Here is a 20,331-nt window from a genome sequence, read left to right as displayed (position 1 = left end):
GGCTCACTCCTCCGTGGGTTGGGAGTCGATGGTCAGCCGGTAGTGTTCCGCCGCGTTGACCAGCTCCGCGCGGCCCTTCCAGCGGGGCTCTCCACCATAGCGCACCGACATCCACTCCTTGTCTCCATACCGCAGGACCCGCTGGCCCGGGCCGTCCTCGAGCGTCCATCCTGGCGGGAGCGCATCCCGCACCGCGGGGGCGGGCCAGTAGACCCACTGGATGTCGCGCAGCACCGTCCGAGCCTGGAACTGCTCGGGCACCCGCGCGTCCCGCTGCTCCTCCAGCCGCTCACCGTCCCACTCCATGGTGAAGACCCGCTGGCCCAGCGCGAAGCCGGCCAGGCGCAGCGCCGCCGGGTCGACCTCCAGCAGGGCCTCCAGCGAGCGCGGGCCGCCCGGGTCCAACTCGTGGGCGAAGCTCAGCCGCTGCGTCAGGCTGACGCTGGCGCCGAGCGAGGCCGGCGGCAGGGCGAGCGCGGGCAAGGCCACCTCCGGCGCGCCCCGGCGCGGGGCCGGGGTGACGCAGGAGGCGAGCCCCACCAGGGCGAGGGTGGCGCTCAGGCCGCGCACAGCTTCTCGAGCACGCCGAGCCGGCGCTTGCTGTCGGCCACGAAGGGGTTCTCCTTGTCCCACGCGTAGCCGGCGAGGATGGCGGAGATCATCTTGCGCACCTCGGGCGAGGCGTTGGGGTGGAAGATGACGTCCTGGAAGCCGCCCTGGTACCAGGACTCGACGAAGGTGCGGAACGTGTCCACGCCGCCCTTGAGGGGCACCGCGTAGTCGGCCTCCCAGTCGACCTTCTCACCCGCGAACTCCCGGGCGATGCACTTCGCCGCCAGGCTCGCGGACTTCACGGCGATGGTGACGCCCGAGGAGAAGACGGGGTCCAGGAACTCGCCCGCGTTGCCGAGCAGCGCGAAGCCGTTGCCCCACAGCGACTTCACGTTGGCCGCGTAGCCGGTGATGGCGCGCGCGGGCGTGTCCCAGACGGCGTCCTTCAGGAGGCCGGACAGCGAAGGGTCCTCGGCGACGATGGCCTTGAGCCGCTCGGTCTCCGTGCCCTTGAACTGCTCCAGGTACTCGCGCCTGGCCACCACGCCCAGCGAGCAGCGCCCGTTGGAGAAGGGGATGGTCCAGTACCAGACGTGCACGTGCTGGGGGTGCACGGTGATGCGGATCTTGCTGCGGTCGAACGTGCCCGGCGCGACGCGGTCCTCCACGTGCGTGAAGAGCGCGCCGCGCACCGGGAAGTTGGACGGCGTCTCCAGCGACAGGAGGCGGGGCAGCACGCGGCCGAAGCCGCTGGCGTCGAGCAGGAAGCGGGCCTGGACGCGGTAGGGCTCACCGTCGGGGCCGCGCGCCGTCAGCTCCGGCGTGGGGCCGGAGACGTCCACGGACTCCACGGTGTGGCGGAAGCGCAGCGTGGCGCCCATGCGCTCGGCGGCGAGCGCCAGCACGTGGTCGAATTGTGCGCGCTGCACCTGGTACGTGGTGCCCCAGCCCTGGGAGAACTTCTCGCGGAAGTCGAAGTCGGTGTACTTGTCGCCGCGTACGAAGGACGCGCCGTTCTTGTACTGGAAGCCCGCCTCCACGACGTCGCGGAGCATCCCCGCTTCCTCGATGTACTGCATGCTCTGCGGCAACAGGCTCTCTCCGATGGAGAAGCGGGGGAATTCCTCGCGCTCCAGGATCAACACCTGACGGCCTTGTTTGCGCAGGATGCCCGCCGCCACTGAACCCGACGGACCCGCCCCGATGATGACGACTTCCGTTTTTTCGATCTTCACGACACGTCCTTGCCTGATGGCAGTCTGCAACAGGGCGTGAGCACCCAGATGGTGACTTCGCCCAACAACATGGTGAGTCCGAAGGAGCGCAGCGCCGGCGTGGCGGAGAGTCCCAGGAGTCCGAAGGAGAGCAGGGTGCTCACGCCCGCCAGCGCCACCGCGAGCCAGGCGGAGTTGTCCCCGGGGTGCTCCAGCATGAAGATGCCGTAGTCCACGCCCATGCCCAAAAGGAGCATGAAGCCGAGCACCGTGAAGAGCTGGAGCGGCTCGCCGACCCAGCCGAAGCAGGCCAGCGTCACCAGTGTCCCCAGCGCGGTGGGCACCCACGCCCGCCAGGCCTGTCGGCCGAAGCGCGCGACGAGCAGCAGCAGCACCGCGACGTAGCCCAGCACGATGAGCCCGCCCATGAGCCGGCGGTAGCGCTCCAGCAGGCTGGAGATCTCCCGCGTCTTGTCCACCCAGCGCACGCCCTCCAGGCCCTGTGCGGCATCGGCCACGCGCGGCAGCACGGACGGGTCATTGAGCCCGCGCAGCATGACGATGCTGAAGTGGCCGTCGCCCAGCTGGCCCAGCCACTGCTGGCGGATGGCCGCCGAGGCGGGGCTGGCCAACAGCCGCTCGGGGGTGAACACGTCGTCGGCGAAGCGGGCGCGCGTGGGGGCCTCACCCGTGGCCTCGGCCACCGCGGCCACCGCTTGCGCCTCCGCGCGCGCGCTCAGCTCCGCGTCCGCGAGCTGCTGCACGCGACTGGGCAGCCAGTCCGACACCGCGCGATAGCCCGAGAGCACCTTCTGCGTGACGAGCGGGTCCAGCTTCACCTTGAGCGCGGCCTCCCGCTCCAACACCTGCTCCGGGTCGCCGCCGCCCACCAGGAAGAACTGGGCGGGGCTGGGCAGGCCGAGCAGGCGCCCCAATTCGCGCTGGTCGGAGATGAGGTGCGCGGGCGCGTTCTGGAGCTGGCGCACGTCGTCGCGCGTGCCCAGCCGCCACAGGCCGCCGACGACGAACAGGCCGAGCACCGCCGTGCCCACCCACCACGCGGGCGTGTGCGTGAAGCGCGGCCAGCGCGACAGCGACGCGCCGAAGCGGGTGGCGAAGGACGTCACCGGCAGCTCACCCGTGTCCAGCAGGGGGAACCAGCACGCGACGGTGAGGAACGCGGCGACCAGGCCCGTGGCGGAGAAGAGCGCCATCTGCCGCAGGCCGGGGAAGGGCGCCACGCCCAGCGCCAGGTACGCCACCACGCTGGTGGCGAGCGCCAGCACCATGCCAGGCAGGAGGCCGCGCATCAGCGGCCAGCGCTCCGAGGGCGGCCTGCCCTGGCGCGCGGCGAAGTAGTGGAAGCCGTAGTCCTCCGCCACGCCCACCAGGCTGGAGCCGAACACCAGGGTGAGCAGGTGCACCCGCTCGAAGACCAGGGCCGTGACGCTCAGCGCCACGGCGCACCCGAGCGCCAGCGACACGCCGACCAGGACGATGGGCCGCACCGAGCGGAACGTGAGCCAGACGAGCAACAGCACCGCCGCGAGCGAGCCGATGCCGATGGTGGACATCTCCGAGCTGGCCTGGGACGCGGCGGCCTCCGCGTACAGCGGCACGCCCGCGGACACCATCCGGCTGCCGGGCACCTGGGCCTCCATGGTCGCGCGCGCTCGCGCCACCGCGGAGGTGATGTTCCCCTCGTCGCCCAGCGCGAAGGCGGACACCTGGCTGTGCCACGCGAGCAGCACCCACTCACGCCCCTCGCCCGACAACCACAGGCGTCCATCCCGCGGACGCGCGGTGCTCTCCGATGCGCGCGCCGCCCACCAGTCGGGCCACAGTCCCAGCGGGTCCGCCTCCCAGTCCGTCAGCTTGGGGCCCGCGGGCTGGTACAGCTTCATCAGCGCGGTGCCGCCCAGCTCCTCCGGGCTCGCCTTCGCCAGCCACTCGCGCTGCGAGGCGGTGAGCAGCCTGTCGCGATAGGGCCGGTACAGCTCCAGCGCCGTCTCCAGCGAGGACGCATCCAGCGCGGAGGCCTTCAGCGGCGAGTCCTCGCGCGACAGCTCCGCCTTGACGACGTCCGCCGCGCGCTGAGCGGACTCCCAGTCCGCCGCGCCCACCAGCATCACCAGCTCACGGCCGGCCTGGTCGGCGAGCTTGCGCGTGGCGGCGCCGACCTCGGGGGCCTGCTCGTCCTCGGGCAGCAGCGCCAGCACATCCGTGTCCAGGCGCGCCGAGCGCCAGAACCGGACCTGGTGCGCGCCCACGACGAGCACCACGAGCAGCCACAGGATGGCCCACTTATTTCGCAAGGCGTCCGGCTTCCGCGTCGCTGGGAGGAGGCGTCTGGCTCAGCTTGTCGAAGAGGATGACGCTCGAGTCGCCTCGGGCCTCCTCCAGTTGCACTCGCCGCACGTACTGGTCGCCCTCCAGGTGGATGCTCCGGAACACGCGCTGCAGGCCCGTGTCCGTGGGCGTGAGCGTCAGCTTCCAGCCCGCCGCGCCCACCAGCTCCCCCTCGACCTTGAAGCGCCTGGAGAGCGCCTTCACGTCGCCGGACAGCAGCGCGAACATCACCTCGTTCACCGCGGCGAGCCCCGGCTCCTTGCTCGCGTCCAGGTGGTACGCCGCCGCGCCCGTGCCCTGCTCGGCGCTCAGCGACTTGCGCGTCAGCGTGAGGGTGGAGGCGAAGGGCGCCTTCGTGTCCCACAGCACGCCCTGTTCGCGCGACAGGAGGAAGACCCCGCGCGACACCAGCGGCTTCTTGAAGCCGGAGACCGTCTTCTTCTGCTCGAAGTCGCCGCGCAGCAGCGACACATCCACGAGCCGCTCGCGGACCTGGGACACGACGTCACGGGCGCTCGCCGCCGCTCCCCAGAGCAGCGCCACGAGCAGGAGCACGCGCTTCATTCGGGCTTCACCCCCAGCCGCTGCCAGAGCACCGGCGGACAGACGTACAGCATCTCCTTGGTGGCGATGGACACGGCGACCTGGATGGTGTGGGCCTGGTTCACCTTCTGGCCCGTGGCCGCGTCGCGCAGCACGTAGTCGATGCGCAGCCGGTTCTCCCACTCGGTGATTTCGGCGCGAATCCTGAGCGCCTTCCCGTACGTCGCCGAGCGCACGTACTTCAGCCGCATGTCCACCACGGGCCACGCGTAGCCGGACGCCAGCATCTGCGGGTAGTCGTAGTCGAACTTCGCCAGGAGCGCGCACCGCGCCAGCTCCAGGTACTTCACGTAGTGGCCATGCCAGACGACCTCCATCAGGTCGATGTCATGGAAGGGCGGCGTCAGCTCGATTTCGTGGCTGAGGTCAGGCTTCATAGAGCCTCCACTCACGGGCGCGGATGGCCCCCAGCAGCGCTTGCAGCTCACGGTCCAACGCGCGGTCCTCCACCACCAACGGGATTCGCTGCTCCAGCTCGGCCTGCATCGACGCCAGAGACGCCGTGAGATTCAAACCTTGAGCAACGCGTTGCCGCAGCGCGATTCCCTGACGCGCCGCGATGAGCATGGCGGCCACCACCTGCTCGGACAGCTCGAGGACGCGCAGGCAGTCGCGCGCGGCGATGGTGCCCATGCTCACCTTGTCCTGGTTGTGGCACTCGGTGGAGCGGGAGAAGACGGACGCGGGCATCGTCTGCTTGAGCGCCTCCGCCGTCCACGCGGACACGCTGATCTGCACCGCCTTGAGGCCGTGGTTGATGGCCGCGCGCGGGCCCGTGGCCCCGGAGAGGTTGGACGGCAGGCCGTGGTTGTAGCGGGTGTCCACCAGCAGCGCGAGCTGACGGTCCAAGAGGTCCGCCACGTTGGCCACCGCGTTCTTCAGCCCGTCCATGGCGAAGGCGATGTGGCCGCCGTAGAAGTGCCCGCCGTGCAGCACCCGCTCGCTGTCCGGGTCGATGAGCGGGTTGTCGTTGGCGCTGTTGAGCTCGTTCTCAATCTGCGCGCGGAAGAAGGGCAGGGCGTCCTCGAGCACGCCGATGACGTGGGGCGCGCAGCGCAGCGAGTAGCGGTCTTGCAGGCGCTGCTCGTTGCGGCTGGGGCGCTCGGTGGCCAGGTCCTGCCGCAGCCTCGCGGCCACGCGCTGCTGGCCCACGTGCGGCTTGACGGCGAACAGGGCCTCGTCGAAGTGGTGCGCGTTGCCGGCGCTCGCCACCACGTTGAAGGCCGTCAGCCGCGTGGCCAGCCGGCTCAGGTACTCCGCGCGCCCCCACGCGAGGCAGGCCAGGGCGGTCATCACCGCCGTGCCGTTCATGATGGCCAGCCCCTCCTTGGGGCGCAGCCTCAGGGGCACAAGCCCGTGCTTCGCCAGCACCTCGGCCGCGGGACGGCGCTCACCCCGGTGGAGGACTTCGCGCTCACCGCACAGCGCGGCGGCCACGTAGGACAGGGGCGTCAGGTCACCGCTGGCGCCCACCGAGCCCTCGGCCGGAATCAGCGGCAGGATGTCCAGGCGCAGGAACTGCTCCAACTGGTGGAGCAGCCCCAGGCCCACGCCGGACACGCCCTGCGACAGCGACGCCAGCCGGGCCGCGAGCACCGCGCGCGTCTCCTCGGGGGTGAGGAAGCGGCCCGCGCCGATGCCGTGGTAGGCGTAGAGGTGGTGCGGCAGCTCGGCCACCAGCTCCGGGGGGATGGTGACGGTGCACGAGTCGCCGTACCCCGTCGTCACCCCGTAGATGTGCCCGTCCTCGGCCAGGAGCCGGTCCAGGAACTCCGCGCCCCGGGTGATGCGTCCCCGGAACTCCGCGGCGGTGCTCAGCTCGGCTTCGCGCTCGCGGCGCGACAGCGCGGACACGTCTTCGATGGCGAGCCGGCTCCCATCGAACCGGACCGCGCGCTCACTCTTGATTCCTGGCGGAGACATTCGCCTGATCCCAGAAGGGAAAGAAGTTGAACCAATCGAACGGTGAGCGCTTCAGCAGCGCCGTCACCTGTCCGGCATAACGCCTGGCGTGCTCCGTCAGCGCAGGCACGCGCCTGCCTCTGGGCAGCTCGACCTTCTCCGCCAGGCACTCGAAGTGGATGGTGTAGCCGCCGTTCTCGTGGATGCAGCCCAAGAGGTACAGCGGGCACTTGAACAGCGAGGCCAGCACGTACGGCCCCACGGGGAAGGCGGCCGGGTGCCCCAGGAACTCCACGTCCACCGTCTGGCTGGCGTTCACCGGCACGCGGTCCCCGGCAATCACCACGAACTCGCCCGCCGCCACGTACTTCTCCAGCGCGACGGCGGTGCCCGGCCCCATGTCCGTGACCTCCACCAGCTGGAACATGCTGTCGGGGTTGAGCCGCTTGAGCAGCCGGTTGAACTGCTCGGCGTGGCGGGTGTGCACCAGGATGTGGAGCTTCACCTCGCCGCGCTTCTCCGCCATGGCCCGGCACAGCTCCAGGCAGCCCATGTGCGCGGTGACGATGATGCCGCCCTTGCCCTGCTTCACCACCTCGTAGAACTGCTCGCGCCCCTCGGTGCGGACCTGCTCGAAGCGGTAGCGGCCGCTGACGGCGAGCAGCTTGTCGAGCATCGTCTCCGCGAAGGTCACCAGGTGCTTGAGGCTGTCCTTCCGGCCCGGGGTGTGGCCGATGGCGCCCGTGGCCGCCTGGACGCGCGTGAGGTACTGCAGCGACGCGTCGCGGACCACGGGGCGCGACAGCCAGTGGACGAACACGACGGGGTACAGGCACAGGCGGAACGGCCAGCGGCCCAGGAGCCGGTGGACCCAGTACAGGAGCCAGATGCCGAGCACGAACGTGCTCTCTCCCATCTCCGCCCAGTGCCGCGCCCTCATGAGGAGACCTTCCTCCAGAGGAGCAGCGGCAGCCGCGCCAGCATCCCGAAGAACAGCTTCGCGTGCATGCCGGAGATGCGCACGTTGTCCCAGAGCACGTCGAAGTGGGAGATGCCGTCGGTGGGGTAGCGCACGCGGGTGGGCTGGTTGAGGATGCCCATCCCCCGCCAGTACAGCCGCACCAGCACCTCCACGTCGAAGTCCATCCGCTTGCCGATGCGCACCTGGTCGATGAGCGCCACGGTGGGCGCCAGCGGATAGACGCGGAAGCCGCACATCGAGTCGCGGATGGCCAGGGACAGCGTGTTGATCCACACCCAGATGTGCGTGGCGTAGCGGCCGTACAGCCGGCCCTTGGGCACCGACTCGTCGTACACGGGCGTGCCGCAGACGAGCTTGTCGGGCGCGCCCTTCGCCAGCTCCAGGAAGCGCGGGATGTCGCCGGTGTCGTGCTGACCGTCGGCGTCGATCTGCAGCGCGTGGCTGTAGCCCGCGGCCTGGGCCGCCTTGAGGCCCGCCATCATCGCGCCGCCCTTGCCCTCGTTCTGGGGCAGGCGCACCACGGAGACACCGGACGTGTCGCTTGCCGCGAGCGAGTCCAGCACCCGCGCGCAGCCCGGCTCGCTGCCGTCGTCCACCAGCACGCACGGCAGTCCATGCGAGCGCACGGCGTGCACCACCGCGCCCACGGCCTCGCCGTGGTTGTAGACGGGAATCACCGCGCAGACCTTCATCCGTGGACCTCGGTGAACAGGATGCGGCCGCTCCCGTGGGTGCCGGCCTCGGAGGTGTACTTGAAGTGGAGGCTGCCCTTGGCCGCGCTCCACGTCAGCTCCAGCGTCACCTGCGTCCCGGGGACGATGAGCTGCTGGAACTTCACCACCTCCATGCGCAGGAAGTGGGGCGGCAGCGTGAACAGCTCGCGGGCGAACTGGATGGCCCATTCAATCTGCGCCACTCCGGGCAGGATGGCCTTCTGGGGGAAGTGGCCCTTGAACTGGGGCAGGCTCGCCGGCGTCTCCAGGCTCAGCACGGCCTTCTCCGGACCCTGCTCGAGCACGCGCAGGGGCGGCCTGCGGGAGTCGAAGAGGGCGGTGAGTGCCGCCTCGGTGGATTTGCCCTGGCTGTTGACTGGCATCGCCTCCAGATACCGGAATCGACGCGGAAGGACAGCAGGCTCGAAGCCGTGGGCCAGCTGTTCCCGCAGGGCCTGGTTCAGCGAGCGCTTGCCCTGTCCCGTGAGGAGCCTCCCGCCAGCGGCCGTGGGCACCGCCACCACCGCGAGCGTCACCCGCAGGCCCTCTTGCAGCGGCACCACGCGCGCCTCGGTGAGGAGCCCGCCCGCCACGAGCGTTCGCTCCATGGCGCTCAGCGACACGCGCTTCTCCTCGAGCTTCAGCAGGCGGTCCTTGCGCCCGAGCAGCTCGAAGCCCTCCGGCAGGAGCCGCGCCCGGTCCTCGGTCTGGAACCAGCTGTCCTCAGGCAGGTGCGGGGAGCGGACCGCGAGCGCGTCGTCCTCCAGGCGGACCTCCAGGCCCGGCATCAGCGTCCATCCCGCGTCGTCCTCGCGCGAGCGCTGTCGCCACGCGATGCCGCCCGTCTCCGAGCTGCCGTAGACCTCCACCGGCGCCTGCCCCAGGAGCGTCCGGCACGCGTGCAGCGCCTCGGTGGGCAGCGGCCCTCCGGACGAGTACACCGCGCGAAGGCTCCCGCGCGCGCGCTCCCACGCCAGCGTCCCGGGCAGCCGCTTGAGGTGGGCGGGGCTGGCCACGAGCACGGCCGGGCCCTTCGTCAGCTCCGCGAGCAGTTCCTCCGGATACGGCAGGCTCCGCGCGAGGAAGGGCCGGCCCGCCGTCAGCGGCCAGAGCACCCGGAACAAGAGCCCGTAGATGTGCTGATGCGAGACGGTGGCGAGCACGCGGGCGTCGCCGACGCGCGCGTCGAAGAGGCGGCCCAGCGTGTGGACCTCGCGCGTGAGCTGGCCCAGGTGCTTGTCGATGGCCGCGGGCTCGCCGCTGGAGCCGGAGGTGTAGACCACCAGCGAGCGCGCCCCCGAGGACAGCGGCCTCCAGTCGGAGCGCCGGGCCTCCTCGGGCACGAGCGGGGAGAGCGAGGCGGGGACCTGTCCGGCGAAGCCCTCCACCTCGCGCGCGAGCCGCTCCAGCGTGGCGGGCTGGAGGTCGGACGGCAGGTAGACACACTTCCCCGCGTGCCAGGCGCCCAGGAGCGCGGCGGCGAACTCGTACGTGTCCTCGAAGTACAGCGCCAGGCGCCGACCCTCGCGCCGCTCGAAGGCCGCGCGCCAGCCGGCGGCCCGGGCCTGGAAGGCCGCGAACCCCAGCACGTGCCCGTCCCGCAGCGCCACCGGGAAGTCGGAGGGGCGGCCGTGGGTGAGGAGCTCTTCGAGGGCGACGCTCTCAGCCATGGACGTGGCCCGCCCTCACGCGTCGGCGCACCAGCCACTCGCCGGCGAAGAGCAGCCCCATCAGGCCGTAGGAGATGAGCCCGTTGTACAGCGCCCACGTGGCGTCGCTCGCCCACAGGGCCGTGGCGAGCGCGATGCCGCCGTTGACGACGAAGAAGCCGCACCACACCTGCGTCACCCGCCGCGTGTAGGCCACGCCCGACGCCGGGAGCTGGGGCTCGCGCAGCCGCGCCAGCCGCTCGATGACGGTGGGCGGATACACCAGGCTGGTGGCGAAGACGGCGAGCAGCATCGAGTTCACGAGCACCGGATAGAGCTTCAGCGGCAGGGCGTGGTTGCCCAGCATGCTGGTGCCCGCGAGCACGAGCGCGAGCGCGGCGGTGACGAGCCACACGCGCTCCTTCGTGGCCACGGCGCGCAGGACGGCCATGACCACCAGGGGTATCGCCATCCAGCGAGGCTCGAACCGGCCCAGCCCGCTGTACATCAAGAGCGGGTACGCGAGGCTCAGCACGCCGAGCAGCGCTGGACGCAGGTGCTTCACGCCGCCACGGATTCGTCGAGCAGGCTGTGCAGCGCGTCGACGACGTCCTGGATGGTGCGGACCGACTTGAAGACCTCCGGCGAGATGCGCTTGCCCGTCACGGGCTTGAGCTTCACCAGCAGGTCCACCGCGTCGATGCTGTCGATGTCCAGGTCGTCCCGGAGGCGGGCCTCGGGGGTGATTCGCGCCGGGTCGATGTCGAAGGTGTCCTGCAGGAGCGTGCGCAGGTTCTCGAAGAGCTGGTTCTTGGTCATGTGGTGCATAAGGGCCCCCTCGAATGAATGGTGGATGCTCAGGACTTGCGGTGGGCGCTCACGAAGGTCGCGAGGGCGCGCACGCTGGCGAAGTGACGACGGTTCTCCTGGGAATCGCTCGCCAGGGCGACGCCATAGGTCTTCTGCAGCGCCAGGCCGAGCTCCAGGGCATCGATGGAGTCCAGCCCCAGGCCCTCGACGAACAGCGGCGCACCCGGGTCGATGTCCTCGGGTTTGACGTCCTCGAGATTCAAGGTCTCGATGACCAGCTTCTTTATCTCCTGCTCAAGCACCTGCATGACGTTGTGTCTCCGTGGAGAAGTAGTCGTGCAATCTCTCGGTGAGATGGCGGGCCGCGAGCGCCTCTCCGTGCGCTTCGTCGACCATGGACGCGACCTGGAGGTCGTCCTGGACCACGATGGTGAAGTTCATCTTCGAGGGGGGCACGCGCCACCAGGGCAGGCCCTTGGTGAGGCTCAGCGGCTGGCAGCGGATGGTGACGGGGGTGATGTCACAGGGCCCGCGCACCGCGATGTTGGCCGCGCCGCGCTGCAGCTTCATGGGCCCCGTCACCGGCGTGCGGGTGCCCTCGGGGAAGATGATGAGGTTGTTGCCCGCCTTCACGGACGCGATGCACGCCTTGACCAGCTCCGGGCCGGAGTCGTTGCACAGGTAGCCGGTGGCCTCCACGGGCCCCCGGGTGAAGGGGTTGTTGGCCAGGCTCGCCTTCACCACGCAGTCCGCGTTGGGCACCAGCGAGATGAGGAACACCACGTCGATGAGCGTGGGGTGGTTGGCGAGGATGAGCAGGCCGGGGCGCGCGAGCTTCTCCACGCCCTCGATGCGGTAGGCCAGCACGCCCACCACGCGCATCAGCTCGATGAAGAAGCGGAACGAGTGGTGCACCGCCAGCCGGGCCAGCCGCGTGCGCCGGGGCCGGTCGCGCACCAGCAGCGACAGCAGCGGGAAGAAGAAGATGCGCAGGGCCAGCCCGCCCAGCCCGAAGGTGGCGAAGCAGAAGCCCGTGGCGAACACGCGCCAGTAGTAGTTGAGGCGCTCAGACATCGCGTTCCCACCGCCACAGGCGCGAGCCCAGGACCCGCTCCAGGCGCGCGTCGCCCAGGACGAGGAAGCGCAGCACGGACAGCTCCTCCGGGAGCCCCTCCGGCGTCGGCGCGGGAGGGACACCCTCCGCGGCGCCGCAGGACAGCCGGAAGCGGGGGCCGTCGCCCGCGGGCCTCACGCTGCAGGCCCAGGCGTGCGCCAGGGACGTCTGCTCCGGGAAGTGCTGGAAGGGCGCGGGGCGGGGCTCGTCGTAGACGATGACGACGACCTCCGGAGCGCCCTCGCCGAGCAGCCCGCACGCCTCCACGAAGGCGGCCTCCACCGTCTCCGCGCCCGCGGCCACCGCGCTCTGCGCCGTCAAATCCCCCCGGGCGATGGAGTACAGCCCGCCGATGGCGTTGTGCACCGACAGGCTGAAGGACGTGGGCGACAGCGGGGTGGACCTCGCGAGCTGCTCCAGCAGGTCCACCGAGCGGCCCATGTCCCCATACCGGGACGCGAACACCAGGGGACACGCGGGGGCGTCCGCCTGGCACGTGTACGCCGCCTGGAGCGCGATGCGGCCCAGCCTGTCCACCCGACGGCGCATCATCGGCGGCATCTCCGTCAGGGGAGGCGTTCCCTCGGACGGGAGTGGATGGGGCTTGGAGAGCCAGGACCTCCAGGCGTCTTGCCCGAAAAGCCCAGGAGCCCACGCGGCCCAGTGGTGGACGGAAAAAACCATGATGGCGGGGAAGAAAGGCGGGTGCTGCCTGCGGCGGTCCTCTACCAAAGCATCATATACGAGACAATTGGCTCCGATGGGGCGTTGCCTCCGAGGACGAGACAGGGCACCCGCGCATTCACTCGCTCATGCTACGCCGCGCCCGCACCGGGCCGAGAGGGGTGGGGTGGACGACGCGCTCGCATGGCCGGTGGGGAGGTGGCCGCCGCCCGCCCACGGGTCGATTCCACGTCGAGCGGCCTGGGTCACGAGCGCGCGAGCGTGCCGTCCGGAATGGTGACGCCCCGTGCGCCGCCTCCAGACCCTGGGTGGTAGAGGGTAGGAGAGACCTCGTGGTTTCCCATGGTGTGATGACGACCCGGATCACCGAGGGACTGCGCAAGCGGCCGGACCCCGTGATTTCCGCCAGGGAGGAATCGATGCCGCGGGCCCCGCGCTTTCGAAGAAACCGGGCGGAGCGCGTTGGCGCGAAGCGTGCGCCGGGCCGGGATGACACGCGGGGCAATGACATACGGCGGCGGTCCGCTCCTCCCGGGCGACGGAGGCGGTCCCCGCGCGCCCCGCATGCGCAACTGTCCCGCAGTCAGGTGTCACGCGTCGGAGCGTGGCCGTCCCTTCGGGGCTCGTTGCCGCGATGCATGACCGGAGGCAGCTTGGCCGCTCCCTCGACAGCCCGCTGTGGGCCGCACGGGCCCCGGGCAGGAGCGTCACACCATGTTCCAGGTCCTCGCAGGCATCCTCGCCGCGGCGGGTGTCGCCGGTTCACCACCCGTCCCCGAGGCGCCTCCCGACGCCGCCGCGGAGCTGGCGCGGGCCTGCACCACGCTGACGGCGCCCGGGAACCGCCGGGCGAACGTCTGCAAGACGTGGACGGCGATGGGTGGTGGCGTCTATCGGGGCACGTGGTCCACCAGCAGCCACGCCAGTGGCACCCGGCTCCAGTTCTACGCGGACGGCTACGTCTTCAACGCGGCCTGGAGCGGCGAGTACTCGGGCGTCCAGCGCTTCCTGCTGCGGCTGTGCAACACGAGCACGGGGCGCTGCTCCGCGTGGTGGTAGCCGCCGTCAGGGCGCCTCGCTCCAGTCCCACGCCACCACGGCCCACTCGTCCGTGGCGTCGCGATAGGTGTGCAGCGTCCTGAAGCCCACGCGCTCGTGGGCGCGCAGCGAGCGCGTGTTGCGCGCCGACACCTCGGTGACGAGCAGGTCGAAGCGGCCGCGGTAGAGCTCCCGGTGCTTCGCGTAGAGCTGGTCGAAGAGCCCCTTGCCCCGGTGGGCCTTGTCCACGCAGACCTGCCCCATGACGTAGAAGCGCTGCTCTCGCAGCGCGCGCCCCCGGTGCTCCAGCGTGTCGAGCAGGTCGAACATCGGGACGAGCAGGGGCATCAGCGCCCGGCACTCGCGGGGCATCGTCAGCGCGTACGCCACCAGCTCGTCGCCGTGGTGCGCGACGATGCTGGGCGCCAGCGCGTGCATCTGCTCCAGGGCCGTCACGTCGTGCTCCACGGTGACGAAGCCTTGCGAGCGCATCTCGTCATCCTCGAGCACCTGCTTCAGGTTCCTGCGCTGCAGCTCCAGGATTCGCGGGAGCTCCGACGGGCCGCGCACCGCCGTCACCTCATAGGGGCTTGCCATGGTGCTGGGAGGATAGACGAGGCGTGGTGTGTCGCACGAGCCAGCGCTCGACGTCCTTGAACTGCTGGGTGCGGGCGGGCAGGTGGGACTGGTTGTAGCGCTGCGCGGCGTTCGCCAGCGTGAGGGCGCGCTGGCGCTGGCCGGGCTCGGCCTCGAGCGCTCGGGCCATCGAGTAGCGGGCGCTGGCCAGCTCATCGGCGTAGCGCTCGGCGGAGGGCTGTTCGAGCAGGCCGAGGGCCCGCTCCAGCAGGGGGATGGCCTTGCGCGACTCCCCCAGGCCCAGGTGGTCATCCGCGACGTGCATCAGCTCCATCCCCACCCGGGCATCCTGGGGACCGTAGCGCTTCTCGCGGATGGTCACCGCGCGCTGGTGGTGCTTCAGCGCCTCCTCGTGCCGCCCCAGCGAGGCCAGCACCAGGCCCATGCGTGAGAGGGACGCGCCCACGTCGCTGGCGTCGGGGCCCTGCACCTTCTCGTGGATGCGCGCCGCCTTGATGTAGTGCTGGAGGCTCTCCTCCGGGCGCCCCTGCTCCATCAGGAACCCCGCCAGGTTGTGGTACGCGCTGGCCACCGCCTCGCTCTCCTCGCCGTAGACGCGCTGGTTGATGGCCAGCGCCTCCCGTCCGTATCGGAGCGCGGCCTCGATGTCGCCGAGCCGCACGTTGAAGACGGCGAGGTTGCTGAGCACGGTGGCGAGGTACGGATGCTCGGGGCCGTACTTCTCCCGGTAGATGGCCTCCGCCTCGGTGAGGAAGCGAAGCCCCTCCGCGTGGCGGTCGAACTCGTGGAGCGCGTGGCCCATGGTCAACAGCGCCGTGCCGAGCTCCGGCTCGTTCGAGGTGTAGAGCTTGCGCGCCAGCTCCACCGCGCGCTGGCTCGCGGCCAGCGCCTCCTCGCGTCGCCCGCGCCTGCGGTGGAGGCTGGCGAGGTTGCGGAAGTACATCGCCTCGATGCGCGCGTCGCCGCCCAGCCTGCGCAGCGCCGCCTCCGCGTGTCCGGGCACGGCGCCGTCCGGGTCCACCTCCGGCCCCACCAGGCTGAGCAGGCGGATCATGCCCGCCCACGACTCGGCGGCCTGTCGGTCATGGCGACTGGCGGTGGCCACCTGGATGGCCTGGTGCAGGGTCTTGATGGCGTCGCGGTACGCGAGGTTCTTCCCCTGCGTCTCGGCGAGCAGGTCCAGCACCTCTGCCTCGAGCGGCCCGTAGCCGATGGCGTGGGCCTCGGCCGCCACCTCGTTCGCCAGCAGGAGCGCGGGCGCGACCTGGCCCGCGTTGAGCTTCGCGCGCACCTGGGCCCGTCGGGTGCGCAGGGCCTCCATGTGCTTCTGGCTGGCCTCGTCGGTGGGCGGCGGCTCGGGCGCGGCCAGCGCGGCCAGGTTGGCGCAGACGGACACGCTCTCCAGCGAGTGCACCACGCGCGTCGCGTTCTGGATGACCTGCGCGTCCGCGGCGGCGAGCGTGTCCACCACGGCGCCCAGGTCCTTGAGCCGCTGGTCCAGGCAGATGACCTGTCGCTCGAGCAGCCGCTCCGTCTGCTGTCCCTTCACGCGCGTGGCGACACACGCCTCGTGGCTCGCGGTGAGCCAGGCCCGTGCCTGGCCGTTCAACGTGCGCTCCACCTCGCTCCACGCGCCCGCGGCGTAGGGCAGGGGGCTCTGGGTGAAGCGCGCGCGCACGGCGGCCCCGCGGGCCTCATCCCAGACGCCGACGAGGGCCTGCTCGTTGCTGGCGCAGGGCGACGCGGACGTGGTGCGGTGCAGGACGGCGCCTCCCACGAGCAACACCAGCCCCGCGGCCGTGGCGAGCGCGGCGCGGCGCCACCGGGTCCCGGGGGCATGGCTGAGCCCGCGCAAAAGCGCGTCCATGGATTCGTGGCGCGCCTCCGGCGAGGCGGCGAGTCCTCGCAGCAACACCTGATGCAGCCACACCGGGACATCCGAGCCCGGTGGTGGCCGAGATCCGGGCGGCACGCGGACAGGCAGCTGCGTGCCGGGGCTCGCGGGCTCGGCCGGGGTGAAGGGGCGCTTGCCATAGAGGGCCTCGTACAGCGCGACGCAGAAGCTGTACTGGTCGCTGCGCGCGTCGGAGGGCTCGCCGCGCTTCTGCTCGGGCGCCATGTAGGCCGGCGTTCCCAGCACCATGTCCGAGCGGGTGTGCCACTCGCTGCGCAGCGGGGCGGGCGGGCCGCTCGGGGTGGGCGTGGGCGTGTCCTCGACGCCCTCGACGATGCGCGCCAGCCCGAAGTCGGTGATGCGCACGCGCCCGTCCTTGCCGACGAGCGCGTTGTCGGGCTTGAAGTCCCGGTGCACCAGCCCCTGCGCGTGCGCCGCCGCGAGCCCGCGCCCGGCCTGGATGAACAGGCCCAGCGTCTCGCGCCAGTCCTTGGGGCCCTTGCTCGCGCGGATGTGCGCGCGCAGCGTGGTGCCGTCCACCAGCTCCATGGCCAGGAAGACGTGCTCACCGAAGCGGCCCACGTCGTGGATGGTGATGACGTTCGGGTGGATGACGCGGGCGGTGGCCTGGGCCTCGCGCAACAGCCGCGCCTGGGCGCGCTCGAGGTGGGCGGAGCTGCTGGAGTCGATGCGGATCAGCTTGAGCGCGACGCGCCGGTCCAGCTCCGGGTCATACGCCGCGTGGACGACGCCCATGCCCCCGGAGCCGATGCGCTCGAGCACCACGTAGCGCCCGAGCAGCGCCCCGCGCTCGATCCACGAGCGCGCGGAGGTGGGCGTCGCGGGCGTCGAGGACGGAGGGCTTGCCTCCTCGTCCCGCGAACGCGCGGCCTCCGCCAGGAGTGCTCGACAGGAGGCGCAGGAATCAAGATGCTGCTCCACCTCATGCGTCGCTTCGACGTCCAGCTCACCCAGTGCGAAGGCGAAGAGTCGTCGTGTCTCGATGCATTCCATGACCGTGGCGAAGATAACCGACGTGGGCGGTCAAGACGATGAGTGGCTCCGAGCATGATGAGGACCTGGCCTTCGCGCGCGCCTGTGCGCGGCAGGACGCCAGCGCCCTGACCGAGTTCGAGTCGCGCTTCATCCCGTCGCTCCGCAAGGCGCTGCTGCACCGGGGGCTGGAAGTCACGGTGGCGGATGAGGCGCTCCAGTTACTGCGCGTGAAGCTCTTCCTTCCCAGCGGAGAGCGCGCGCCGCGCATCGCCGACTACGAGGGGCAGGGCTCGTTGCTGGCGTGGCTCCGCGTGGCCGCCCTGCGCACCGCGCTCAACCTGATGCGGGAGCGGAAGATTTCGCTCGACCTGGATGACTCCAAGCTCGCGGAGACGAGCGTTCAAGACGTGGACATGGACCGGCGCTTCATCCAGGAGCGCTACCGCGAGGACTTCACGGTGGCGTTCCAGGAGGCGCTCGGCGCGCTGGAGCCTCGGGGGCGGATGCTGCTGCGGCTGCACCTGGTGGAGGGCATGGGCACGGCGCAGATTGCCCGCGCGTACCAGGTGGACCGCTCCACGGTGAAGCGGTGGCTGGCGCAGTTCCGCGAGCGGCTGCGGCAGGACGTGCGCGAGCGGCTCGCGGCCCGGCTGGGCGAGAACTCCGAGGGGCTCACCAGTTTGCTGCGGGTGCTCCAGAGTCAGCTGGACCTGAGCATCCGCTCGGTGATGCGCGACGCGACGCCGTCTTGAGCGCTGGCGCGCCCGGATTCTTGGGGAAAAGCGAGGCGCGAATGCGCCACTTCGCGCCGGGGCGTGTCGAGAGGGTGATGTGCCCCGATACCGCGCTTGCTTCCCCACACCCCCTGCGCGGACCCGGGGACGGCTGACCGCTCCTGGTCGGGAATTCGAGGGGAGCGTGGAGAAGGTCCGCGGGGGGCCTCTCCACGCTCCTTGTTCGAGCGTGCGCTCAGGCCTTCGTCGTTGCGAGCGCCTGTCGGATGGCGACCACCAGGGGGCAGTCGTCCTTCTCCAGGTCGAAGGGCTTGCGAGGGAAGAGGGGAGGCTGCGCCATGAAGCGGGGGCGGGTGCCCCGGTGCGGCTGCGCGGCGTGGGCGATGAACGGATGGCAGAGGTAGACGGTCCCCGCGTCGCCCGTGGCCAGCGCCTCCGGTCGTGACGCCGTCTGCTCCATCCGCTGCGCCAGCTCCATGAACGAAAGACCCGCATCGCCCATGGGGGCCAGCATCCGCGCGACGTCGTGATGTGAGCCGACACGGAGTCGCGTGGGAGCGTCGCTCTCTCCGACATCGGAGAACAAGAAGAGCATCAGGAGTGCGCGCCCCTGGGTGGAGACGTTGCTGCGCCACTCGAAGAAGGAGTCGGTGCCGCCCGGTGGAGGGAAGCTGACGTCGACGTGCCAGCCGTCGTCACCGGGGTTCTCGGTGCTGGGGAAGCGGACCGGGAAGGAGCCCAGGCTCATCCTCGGCCACCATCGCTCGAAGCCGACGAGCTGGTCGTACGCGGCCTTCAGCCTGGGGGTGTTCGCGGCCCTCCGGAAGACGTCCTGCGTGTACTCGCCGAGCCGGACCACGGGGCGGGTCCAGCTCGAAGGGTCGTCGGGTGAACAGCCGGTGTCCTTCCAGAGGAGGGCGCGCGCCTCGGCGGCGACCTCCTTCGGGAAGGCGTCATCGAGCCGGACGAAGCCCTGCTCGATGAACTGTTGAAGCTGGGACGCACTCAGGACCGGGGAGGATTCAGGGGGCATGGGGCGCGGGGACGAAGGGACGCGCTGATCCTGACAGGTCCCGCGCGGGGACGTCAGGGCTGTCCCACGACCTGGAGCATCTGGATGAGATTGCCGCAGGTGTCCTCGAACGTGGCGATGATGGCGGGCCCGAACTGGGTGGGCGCCTTGGTGAACACCACGCCGCGTGCCTTCAGTCGCTCATATTCCTCGTGGATGTTCGTCGACGTGAAGGCCGTGGCGGGGATGCCATCCGCGAAGATGGCCTTCTGGTACGCCGTCGCCGCCGGGTGCCCGTTGGGCTCCAGCAGCAGCTCCGTGCCGTTCGGGTCGTCCGGCGACACCACCGTCAGCCAGCGCGCTCCGCCCGCGGGCACGTCCACCTTCGTCACGAAGCCCAGCTTCTCCGTGTAGAACTTCTGGGCCTTGGCCTGGTCGTCGACGAACACGCTATTCATCGAGATGCGCATCGGTTCCTCCAAGAGGGGACAACGTCGTCGACGCGGTCCTCCCGCGTGACGTTCAACCATTTCGTTGAGAATAGCGATGGAGATGGGACAGTCAACCATCTGGTTGTGAGTGCGGCTCGGGCGTGAAGTGGGTCAGCTTCCGGACTCCCTGGCGCGGGCGCGGACCTCGGCGGCGAACAGCTCGGCGGCGGGGGCTCGGGGCGCACCCTTGCGCCAGAGGAGGGCGGCCAGCTCGGAGCGCGGCGCCGGGGACAGCCGCTTGACGACCAGCCGCTCCACGTCGGCGAGACGTGGCTCGGGCAGCACCGTGACGGCGAGCCCCGCGCGGACGATGGCGAGCACCGTGCCCACGGCGTTGGACTCGAGCGCGATGCGCGGGGACAGCCGCAGCGTGGCGAAGTACGCGTCCACGCGCGAGCGCACCCGCAGGCCCGGGGAGAGCAGGGCGAAGGGCTCGTCCGTGAGCTGCTTCACGCCCACCGTCTCCGCGCCCGCCAGCACATGGCCTCGCGCGACGACGAGCGCGAGCCGGCTGTCGAACACCGGCTCCGTGTCCAGGTCCGGTGCGCGCGCCGGCGCGTAGCCCAGCCCCACGTCCAGCTTTCCGTCCGACAGGCGCCGCTCCATCCTGCGCACCACGAGCTCCTCCGCGCTGAGCGCGAGGCCGGGGTGCCGGCGCAGGACGGCGGCGAGCGCTGGGACGACCAGGCCTCGCATGCTGGGGGGATAGCCCACGCGCAGCGCGCCCGTGGCCAGGCCTCGCAGCGCGCCCACCGCCATCCGTCCCGCGTCCACGTCCTCCAGCGCGCGCGACGCGTAGCTGCGGAACAGCTCTCCGGCCTGCGTCAGGCGCACGCCCGCGCGGGAGCGCTCGAAGAGGGGCGTCTGTAGCTCCTCCTCCAGCTGGCGGATCTGCTGGGACAGCGTGGGCTGCGAGACGTGGACCCGCCGCGCGGCCCGGCCGAAGTGCAGCGTGTCCGCCACGGCGGTGAAGTAGCGCAAGTGTCGGAGCTCCATG

General features: G+C 70.9%; 21 protein-coding genes. 2 read left to right on the top strand and 19 right to left on the bottom strand.

The features are described 5' to 3' along the window. Positions 1 to 3 precede the first annotated feature (3 nt). The 14 genes from K8640_RS29940 to K8640_RS29875 are packed head-to-tail and all read right to left on the bottom strand — an operon-like array spanning position 4 to position 12,572. Positions 4 to 570: a DUF3261 domain-containing protein gene (locus tag K8640_RS29940; protein ID WP_223750181.1), complete on the bottom strand. Its 567-nt coding sequence runs from the start codon at positions 568 to 570 to the stop codon at positions 4 to 6. Continuing rightward, positions 558 to 1,787: an NAD(P)/FAD-dependent oxidoreductase gene (locus K8640_RS29935; protein WP_223750180.1), complete on the bottom strand. Its 1,230-nt coding sequence runs from the start codon at positions 1,785 to 1,787 to the stop codon at positions 558 to 560. The genes K8640_RS29940 and K8640_RS29935 overlap by 13 nt, the downstream gene beginning before the upstream one ends. Next, positions 1,784 to 4,081, bottom strand: a complete 2,298-nt coding sequence (locus K8640_RS29930) for an MMPL family transporter (RefSeq protein WP_223750179.1) — start codon at positions 4,079 to 4,081, stop codon at positions 1,784 to 1,786. The genes K8640_RS29935 and K8640_RS29930 overlap by 4 nt, the downstream gene beginning before the upstream one ends. Beyond that, positions 4,071 to 4,679: an outer membrane lipoprotein carrier protein LolA gene (locus K8640_RS29925; RefSeq protein ID WP_223750178.1), complete on the bottom strand. Its 609-nt coding sequence runs from the start codon at positions 4,677 to 4,679 to the stop codon at positions 4,071 to 4,073. Before K8640_RS29925 ends, K8640_RS29930 begins: the two co-directional genes overlap by 11 nt. Further along, on the bottom strand, positions 4,676 to 5,095 hold the full coding sequence (locus tag K8640_RS29920; RefSeq protein ID WP_046713096.1) for a thioesterase family protein: 420 nt from the start codon (positions 5,093 to 5,095) through the stop codon (positions 4,676 to 4,678). The genes K8640_RS29925 and K8640_RS29920 overlap by 4 nt, the downstream gene beginning before the upstream one ends. Continuing rightward, positions 5,085 to 6,641 carry a histidine ammonia-lyase gene (gene hutH / locus K8640_RS29915; protein WP_223750177.1) on the bottom strand — a complete coding sequence of 519 codons (1,557 nt, stop codon included), beginning with the start codon at positions 6,639 to 6,641 and terminating at the stop codon, positions 5,085 to 5,087. The genes K8640_RS29920 and hutH overlap by 11 nt, the downstream gene beginning before the upstream one ends. Next, on the bottom strand, positions 6,616 to 7,560 hold the full coding sequence (locus tag K8640_RS29910; protein WP_223750176.1) for an acyltransferase: 945 nt from the start codon (positions 7,558 to 7,560) through the stop codon (positions 6,616 to 6,618). Before K8640_RS29910 ends, hutH begins: the two co-directional genes overlap by 26 nt. Continuing rightward, positions 7,557 to 8,294, bottom strand: a complete 738-nt coding sequence (locus tag K8640_RS29905) for a glycosyltransferase family 2 protein (protein WP_223750175.1) — start codon at positions 8,292 to 8,294, stop codon at positions 7,557 to 7,559. Before K8640_RS29905 ends, K8640_RS29910 begins: the two co-directional genes overlap by 4 nt. Beyond that, the gene (locus tag K8640_RS29900; protein ID WP_223750174.1) at positions 8,291 to 9,985 is read right to left on the bottom strand and encodes an AMP-binding protein; all 1,695 of its coding nucleotides are present in this window, start codon (positions 9,983 to 9,985) and stop codon (positions 8,291 to 8,293) included. Before K8640_RS29900 ends, K8640_RS29905 begins: the two co-directional genes overlap by 4 nt. Next, complete coding sequence (locus tag K8640_RS29895) at positions 9,978 to 10,529, bottom strand: hypothetical protein (RefSeq protein ID WP_223750173.1); 552 nt, start codon at positions 10,527 to 10,529, stop codon at positions 9,978 to 9,980. The genes K8640_RS29900 and K8640_RS29895 overlap by 8 nt, the downstream gene beginning before the upstream one ends. Further along, positions 10,526 to 10,792, bottom strand: coding sequence for an acyl carrier protein (locus K8640_RS29890; protein ID WP_223750172.1), 267 nt, complete (start codon positions 10,790 to 10,792; stop codon positions 10,526 to 10,528). The genes K8640_RS29895 and K8640_RS29890 overlap by 4 nt, the downstream gene beginning before the upstream one ends. Before the next feature lie 29 nt (positions 10,793 to 10,821). Next, a complete protein-coding gene (locus tag K8640_RS29885; protein ID WP_046713101.1) occupies positions 10,822 to 11,082 on the bottom strand; it encodes a phosphopantetheine-binding protein in 261 nt (86 codons plus the stop codon). Beyond that, positions 11,069 to 11,848, bottom strand: coding sequence for a 1-acyl-sn-glycerol-3-phosphate acyltransferase (locus K8640_RS29880; RefSeq protein WP_223750171.1), 780 nt, complete (start codon positions 11,846 to 11,848; stop codon positions 11,069 to 11,071). Before K8640_RS29880 ends, K8640_RS29885 begins: the two co-directional genes overlap by 14 nt. Next, a complete protein-coding gene (locus K8640_RS29875; protein ID WP_223750170.1) occupies positions 11,841 to 12,572 on the bottom strand; it encodes a beta-ketoacyl synthase chain length factor in 732 nt (243 codons plus the stop codon). Before K8640_RS29875 ends, K8640_RS29880 begins: the two co-directional genes overlap by 8 nt. A gap of 714 nt (positions 12,573 to 13,286) precedes the next feature. Here K8640_RS29875 and K8640_RS29870 point away from each other — a divergent pair. Then, a complete protein-coding gene (locus K8640_RS29870) occupies positions 13,287 to 13,631 on the top strand; it encodes a hypothetical protein (RefSeq protein WP_223750169.1) in 345 nt (114 codons plus the stop codon). Between the two features lie 6 nt (positions 13,632 to 13,637). On the opposite strand, the gene K8640_RS29865 is transcribed toward K8640_RS29870, so the two are convergent. Together K8640_RS29865 and K8640_RS29860 are read right to left on the bottom strand one after the other, a co-directional pair. After that, a complete protein-coding gene (locus K8640_RS29865) occupies positions 13,638 to 14,207 on the bottom strand; it encodes a GNAT family N-acetyltransferase (RefSeq protein WP_223750168.1) in 570 nt (189 codons plus the stop codon). Next, positions 14,191 to 17,115 carry a tetratricopeptide repeat protein gene (locus K8640_RS29860; RefSeq protein WP_223750167.1) on the bottom strand — a complete coding sequence of 975 codons (2,925 nt, stop codon included), beginning with the start codon at positions 17,113 to 17,115 and terminating at the stop codon, positions 14,191 to 14,193. The genes K8640_RS29865 and K8640_RS29860 overlap by 17 nt, the downstream gene beginning before the upstream one ends. A 38-nt stretch (positions 17,116 to 17,153) precedes the next feature. On the opposite strand from K8640_RS29860, the gene K8640_RS29855 reads away from it, so the two are divergent. Next, positions 17,154 to 17,849: a sigma-70 family RNA polymerase sigma factor gene (locus tag K8640_RS29855; protein ID WP_223750166.1), complete on the top strand. Its 696-nt coding sequence runs from the start codon at positions 17,154 to 17,156 to the stop codon at positions 17,847 to 17,849. A gap of 217 nt (positions 17,850 to 18,066) precedes the next feature. On the opposite strand, the gene K8640_RS29850 is transcribed toward K8640_RS29855, so the two are convergent. The 3 genes from K8640_RS29850 to K8640_RS29840 form a co-directional block, all read right to left on the bottom strand. Continuing rightward, on the bottom strand, positions 18,067 to 18,864 hold the full coding sequence (locus K8640_RS29850) for a phytanoyl-CoA dioxygenase family protein (protein WP_223750165.1): 798 nt from the start codon (positions 18,862 to 18,864) through the stop codon (positions 18,067 to 18,069). A gap of 53 nt (positions 18,865 to 18,917) precedes the next feature. Beyond that, positions 18,918 to 19,313, bottom strand: a complete 396-nt coding sequence (locus K8640_RS29845; RefSeq protein ID WP_223750164.1) for a VOC family protein — start codon at positions 19,311 to 19,313, stop codon at positions 18,918 to 18,920. 132 nt (positions 19,314 to 19,445) lie between these two features. Then, on the bottom strand, positions 19,446 to 20,330 hold the full coding sequence (locus K8640_RS29840) for a LysR substrate-binding domain-containing protein (protein WP_223750163.1): 885 nt from the start codon (positions 20,328 to 20,330) through the stop codon (positions 19,446 to 19,448). Position 20,331 lies beyond the last annotated feature (1 nt).

It is taken from the genome of Myxococcus sp. XM-1-1-1, assembly GCF_020037095.1.
Lineage (GTDB): Bacteria > Myxococcota > Myxococcia > Myxococcales > Myxococcaceae > Myxococcus > Myxococcus fulvus.
The sequence above is the reverse complement of the archived record's forward strand: the minus strand, read 5'-3'. Positions and strand labels throughout refer to the sequence as shown.